This is a genomic window from Acinetobacter johnsonii ANC 3681, from assembly GCF_000368805.1.
Lineage (GTDB): Bacteria > Pseudomonadota > Gammaproteobacteria > Pseudomonadales > Moraxellaceae > Acinetobacter > Acinetobacter johnsonii.
Genome location: NZ_KB849709.1, coordinates 208178 through 214313 on the forward strand (window position 1 = coordinate 208178; position 6136 = coordinate 214313).

General features: G+C 38.3%; 7 protein-coding genes. 1 reads left to right on the forward strand and 6 read right to left on the reverse strand.

What is annotated here, in order from left to right; translation table 11 throughout:
* Positions 1-25: 25 nt before the first annotated feature.
* From F946_RS16825 to F946_RS16845, 5 genes are all read right to left on the reverse strand, one after another.
* Positions 26-1216 (reverse strand): MFS transporter, encoded by a 1191-nt coding sequence (locus tag F946_RS16825; RefSeq protein ID WP_004985001.1) that lies wholly within the window; start codon positions 1214-1216, stop codon positions 26-28.
* 383 nt (positions 1217-1599) lie between these two features.
* Positions 1600-2244 (reverse strand): glycosyltransferase family 2 protein, encoded by a 645-nt coding sequence (locus tag F946_RS16830; RefSeq protein ID WP_004985002.1) that lies wholly within the window; start codon positions 2242-2244, stop codon positions 1600-1602.
* Complete coding sequence (locus F946_RS16835) at positions 2241-2840, reverse strand: class I SAM-dependent methyltransferase (RefSeq protein ID WP_004985003.1); 600 nt, start codon at positions 2838-2840, stop codon at positions 2241-2243. Before F946_RS16835 ends, F946_RS16830 begins: the two co-directional genes overlap by 4 nt.
* A complete protein-coding gene (locus F946_RS16840; RefSeq protein WP_004985005.1) occupies positions 2833-3609 on the reverse strand; it encodes a PIG-L deacetylase family protein in 777 nt (258 codons plus the stop codon). Before F946_RS16840 ends, F946_RS16835 begins: the two co-directional genes overlap by 8 nt.
* Positions 3597-4610 (reverse strand): acyl-CoA/acyl-ACP dehydrogenase, encoded by a 1014-nt coding sequence (locus tag F946_RS16845; protein WP_004985006.1) that lies wholly within the window; start codon positions 4608-4610, stop codon positions 3597-3599. Before F946_RS16845 ends, F946_RS16840 begins: the two co-directional genes overlap by 13 nt.
* Before the next feature lie 264 nt (positions 4611-4874).
* Between F946_RS16845 and F946_RS16850 the strand changes: the two genes are divergently transcribed.
* Positions 4875-5108 (forward strand): DUF2171 domain-containing protein, encoded by a 234-nt coding sequence (locus F946_RS16850; protein WP_004772208.1) that lies wholly within the window; start codon positions 4875-4877, stop codon positions 5106-5108.
* Between the two features lie 200 nt (positions 5109-5308).
* On the opposite strand, the gene F946_RS16855 is transcribed toward F946_RS16850, so the two are convergent.
* Positions 5309-6136: iron-containing redox enzyme family protein (locus F946_RS16855; protein ID WP_004985009.1), on the reverse strand; the 828-nt coding region annotated here is incomplete at its 5' end.

Below are 6136 nucleotides of genomic sequence, written 5' to 3' on the forward strand. Positions count from 1 at the left end.
TTGCCAGTTCAATTCACTATGATGCTTATTTCACATAAGTAAACCGATTTAAAGTCACAATCAATAATAATAGACCAGATAGTGCCATAAACACTGTACTTAGGCCAATCAGCTCACTCACCATTCCAATGAAAGCAGGTCCAACCAGAATACCCGTATAAGCCATAGTCGAAACACAAGACAATGCAACTGCACTTGCCATCATCTTCTGACGTCCAGCACGGGAAAACATGATCGGGACGATGTTAGAACAACCTGCCCCAACCAATGTATAACCCACTAAAACCAGCCACCAATGAGGCGCGATACTGACCAAAGCCAAACCTAAAGTTGCACAAATCGCGCTATAGGTTAAAAGCTTTTTTTCACCAAAATAACGGATCAGATAATCTCCCGTAAAACGTCCTGTGGTCATGGCAATCGCGAAGAAGGTATACGCCAATCCCGCAAAAGCGGCACTAACTCCATATTGTTGCGTTAAATAAATACCACTCCAGTCCATCGCCGCACCTTCCGTCATGAAAATGATGAAGCAGGCAATACCAATTAATATAATCAAAGGTTGTGGCAGACGCTGTCGTATCGACTTTTTCACTTTCGATGACGCTTCAAGAAGGGTGTTTTCTACAGCTTTTATGTTGTATGGCACTGAAAGAAAAACAATAATTACCAACAGTAAACTCACAGCAAATGCGCTTATAACAGACGAAATACTTAAAGCAAGCAATGCAGTAATCGTCAGTACCCCAGCTAATCCGCCTAGACTCGCCATACCATGAAAGCCAGACATCAATGATTTTAAGCTATTTTTCTCAACCACTACGGCCTGAATATTGAGAGCAACGCCCAGACTTCCTGCTGCTGTACCAAATAGGAATAAGGTGATCGCCATCATTAACGGCGTGTTCAATAAGCTTAGGCTTGGCAATAAAACGGCAAGCAAAAGTAAAGCGAAACCGATCGGCACACGACAACCAATACGCTGAACAATTTTACCTGTTGCAGGCATAGCTAGCATTGCACCTAAGCCGCCGCATAATAGCAACAAACCAAAATCGGCATGATTAAAATGCAAACGTTGCTGGGCAAAAGGAATCAGCGGCGCCCATGCAGCCGTGGCGAAACCCAGACCGAAAAAGCTAAAACGAGTTGAAAGACGTTGAGCACTTAATTGAATTTCAGGATCAATAAGAGCAGTTCTGGAAAAAAGGATCATTTAATACCATCCACACAAATTAACTCAGAGCGTCCATCTCGGATAAATCACCATAGAAAAACCCCTGCTAATCTATAGAGAAGTTCTATAAATTCACAGAGGCTTTTATGACGAAATTATACACAAAACCAAGCTAGAAACAGTATTTTTTACAAAAATTAAATCTATATATATCAACAACTTATTATTATTTATTCAAATAAAATTAAAGCATTTATTTTTAACACTTTTTCCTCTTAGCTTTTCAATTTTATTAGGCAAAGATATGAATTTACTTAAATTTTGTAAGGATGACAGAATTAAATAGCTCATTTATAAAGCTGAATAATATATGTCACCCGCTAAAGCTGTGGATTAACTTTCTCTCTCGGATTAGGTCAATTTTATAAATGTTTTAAAAAGTACGATAAACCTTCAGGTGCACGTCCATTTAATCGACTGCTAGTGGTGACCCGAACCAAATTACTCCAAGTGATTTTGCAACATTGCTTAATAAATTTTTCAATTAATGAGACATCCTCATGACAAGGAATAGGTTCAAAGCCTCCTGCCTGAATATAGGCTTCGGCACTAAAGCTTAAATTCGCCCCATGTATATGTTGATGATCCATCATGTCCTGATAATGCGTCAGATATTTTTGCTGTTGTTGTATTGATAAGTGGCTAAGATCATCCAGTATAACGATTCCACAAATGGCATCTGTTGGCTGATGTCGCATTTGGCATAGTAACCAATCTGGATCTACAATTGTATCAGCATCCGTGCAAGCAACCCATGTAACACCTTGATCGATTAGCTGCCTAATGCCAAGGTCTCTGGCCTTGCCCACACAAGCAAAATTACATTCAATCCAGTTCATCTGATGTGACTTTACAATCATGAGGGACTGGTCAGTACAACTGTCTAAAACCACTAGAATCTTGACCTGACCGTGACCTATATACTGTGTAGCTTGTTCAATTGACTGCAAACAAGCGGATAAATTCTGTTCTTCATTATGGGCTGGGATAACAATACCTATTTTCATATTAAGCCCTGTTGTTTTGCCAAAGATGAAGGATTTACCGTCCAGATATCAATAATGAAATCTGGATCATTCAAACTTAAATAATGAGTGAACAACAAAGATTGTTTTAAATGATGATGGACTTGAGAAGCATCTAGTTCAAAATCCTGAATAGCGTGACGCCAGTGACAACACAGGATTTCACCTTGTGGCGTTAAACTGTTTTTGAGCTGATAGATCAGTTCATGCAGTTCAGTGCGTGATAAGTAATAGGCCACTTCACTGATGACAATCAGATCAAATTTCTGTTCAGGAAAATATTCAGGAATTTTTTGGTGTTGAACGCTCACATGCTTCAAATTCTCTAAACGTTTAGAGGCCCAATGAACAGCATGTTCAGAAAAATCTAGACATAAAAGCTGATCAGCGCGTTTGGCTAAATGTACACTTAAATGGCCATTGGAACAGCCGATTTCCAACACTGATGAATAATGCTGTTGAGTAAGCAATGCCAAACAAATCTGCCTTTTACGAGCTTCATACCAATGTAAATCATAGCCCCAAGGGTCGTTATTGTGATGATATAAGGCTTCGAAATATTGACTAGAATCATTCACAAAGATAAACCTCCCAAGGCATTAACAAACGTTCGATGATTGCTGGAGATAAAATCGCAGAATTGCCTGTACTTTCATCAGCTTCAATCTGACTCTTAAACTGCATGATGGCCCGACGTTTTTTGATTAATTGAGCCTGAGTTAAGTTGTAAGCTCTAGCCTTTTGCCAGTTGATACGCGGATCTAGTGGTAGCGCCCAATGCCAAGCCCAGATCAGCACGTGTAAATATGACATGTCATGAGCTAGAGCAAATGCCTGTACAGTTTTTCCTACCGCTTCATGATCTGGATGCCCATCCTGTGCATAGCTACAAATTAAAATATCTTCCGCTTTAACCAACTTGTCTAATTCTTGCCACAGATGTTCCCTGTGCAAATGAATCTGCCCATCTGGTAAATTTAGTGCAATACGTTGAACATATTCAGAAATATCTAGACGCTGTAAGGCCGCCAAGCTTTCTTGTGGGCGAATTTGATCTAATTGATCTGGGCTGTATTTGGTTGAATGTGGATGGCTTTGTGTCCCATTACTTACGGCCACGATCACCAACTGACAATTCAACATAATTAATTGTTGCATCAAGCCGCCACACCCCAGTATCTCATCATCTGGATGGGGTGCAACAATCAAGATTCTTTTAGACTGAAATTTTTTAAAATTGAGTAGAGAAAGCGGCTGCTGCTCAAATGCATGCAGCCATTGTTCTCGGGAGGTCCCTTGCCCTTCAATAATACGATCTTCGACTAAAGGATGTTTTAGAGCTGCCATGATATTTGCTCCTGTAAACATCGTTCAGCAATTTGCTCATCATCGAATGCCGCATGACTTTGCCGAATAAATACAGGTAAATCAGCCATTAGGCTGGCAAAAGTTGCTTGTTCACAAAAAGGCCGTGCTCCAAGCGCTTTTCCTACCCCTTCAATAACCTCCAAACAGCTTTGTTCTGCCTGCGCACGCAAGATCCGTACATCCCGTTCATGGCTAAGCTTGGGTTGGCTATCAATCAGTTGCGCGATATATTGGAAATATTGTCGGGTTACAGCAAGTCGAGTTACCAACCGCCCTAAATACATTTTCTTAAAAGGATTAGGGGCTTTAAGGCAACTTTGTTGTAGCTCATCCACTAACCGCACCGCGGCACCGTACCAGCAAGCTGCAACACCCGCAGCACCATGCCAGAAACCAACCCGATCAAGGTAGTCATTGGGGTGACCAATGAGTTTGACTGCTATCTCTTGAAAATTGACTCTTGCGGTCTGTGTTCCCTTCATGCCTATAGCTTGCCAGTGAGCCAGATCAATGGTGATCAAGGATTGGTTGAGGTCAATAATGCAGAGCTGAGATTGCCCCTGTTGATCTTTAAAACTGATTAATGCTTTATGAATAAATTCAGCGCCTGAACACCACGGCTTAATTCCATTACAAAGCCCATTTTCGACCTGTAACGGCACGGGTCCACCATCGGCAGCCCAAACAGCCCATGTCTCCTCATTGATTTCATGTTGATAACCGAGTTCATGCAAAATACTTAAAGCATCAAAATGGGACTCAAAAAGCTTTGCTAAACTTAGGTCAAAGCCAGCTATCTGGGCAAAAATTTGCCAGCGTTGATAGGTTTGTCCCGAAGCAGGGTCAGGCAATCGTCCAACAGAATGAATCAACTGTTTCAACACAATTGGACGTTGAGTTAGCTTTTCTTCAGCTGAATACTGCTCAAAGCGATTTAATATGTCTAAAGTTGAGCTTTTTATAAATATTTTTCTATTCATTCTTAAAATGTTAATTCAAATGAGTTTATTTAAACAATAATTGAAATAATCTGTTTAGTTAAATAGATAAATTGTAATGAAAAGATAATTATTCGTAATTATTTAACTATTTATTTCTTTTTGTTTCATTGTTAACTAAATAGTAGGTTTAAGTGAATCTATAAAATCATCATGTAAGGATTATTTAAAATCCAACAATTATGAGGAAATAAGCAGTAGCTTAAAGGCTTCTGTGTTGTAATGTTTATAAAAGAGGTTTAAGAAATGAGTACTTTAAATATTCAAGATATTAAAAAACATTCAGATGTAATTGCTTCTTGTGGTACCAAAGTCGGAACAGTTGATCATCTCGAAGGTGATAGCCAACTCAAACTGACGCGTGATGAAAATGATCAGCATCATCTGATCCCAACGGCATGGATTGGTGAGGTCAAAGATGACAAAGTAGTTCTGATTAAAAATTCAGAAGAAGTTAAGCAACAATGGCAAGCTATTTAAATTATCGTAAAATAAAGAGTAGGGCTAGACTTTGATCGTACTCTTTATTTCTTTGTAAGTAATTTCAAAAAAGCCCTAAGCCTTCGCAATGTCCGTTTGAATCAAAGGTGTTTCATTTCATACGTGTAAAAAATAGCGAGATGCAATCTATTTGTCATAGACTACATCTATTCTGTATAAATTAATAAGTTAGCCTACTCTTATTTAAAATTACTGCCTAAGAATGGGAAAATATATTCAACTACTTTTTGCGTAGCCCATAAACCAATCTCTTGGTGATGTTGATGTGGAGCTAAATATGGCATCAATTTGCTAATTTTATGTCCAGTATTTGTAGATATCTGAATTTGCTGCTGTAACAGCAATAATTCCTTTTCTGACAAATAACTAAAATCATTTAGTTCTATAAAGTTTTTTATATATTCTGTATTTACTGGGTTAATGCGTCTACTTGAATTAGCACCAGCAATCCAATCATAAATAAAAGCTTTTTCTGCAGCAGAGAAAACTCCAAACATTTTCCCATCTTCATCATTGATCATTTTCCAAAATCGGCTATGTTCAGGATCTTCGTTAAGCTTAATCCATCCTATTTTTATTAGCTCAAGAATGAATTCCTCAACCTGATCTTCTTCTGATAGCCATGAATTTACAGACTTATTCTTAAACTTGCATTTCTCATTATGCATGTGCTTTCCAACCAAAGCTTTGCTCTTGAAAATGTCCAGAACCACTCGCTCAGTATTTAGGTTCTTTATTATTTGAACTGAGCTAATTCCCCGATTATTCAATAAAAAGCCTATCTTTAATTTACGAATAAATTCGGATTGATTTGGGTAACGTTTGGCTAAACATTTGATCGCATTTGTAGCTAATTGAGCATGTCCATTATCAAAGTTATCAATTGTAATGTGTAGGTTAAAATATTTGGAATCAATACCTAACTCTTTAAGTTCATAATTTGTAATCAGTAAATGAAGTGGTAGTTGTTCGTATCCAAAATTAAAACCTGCAATCTCGGGTATAAA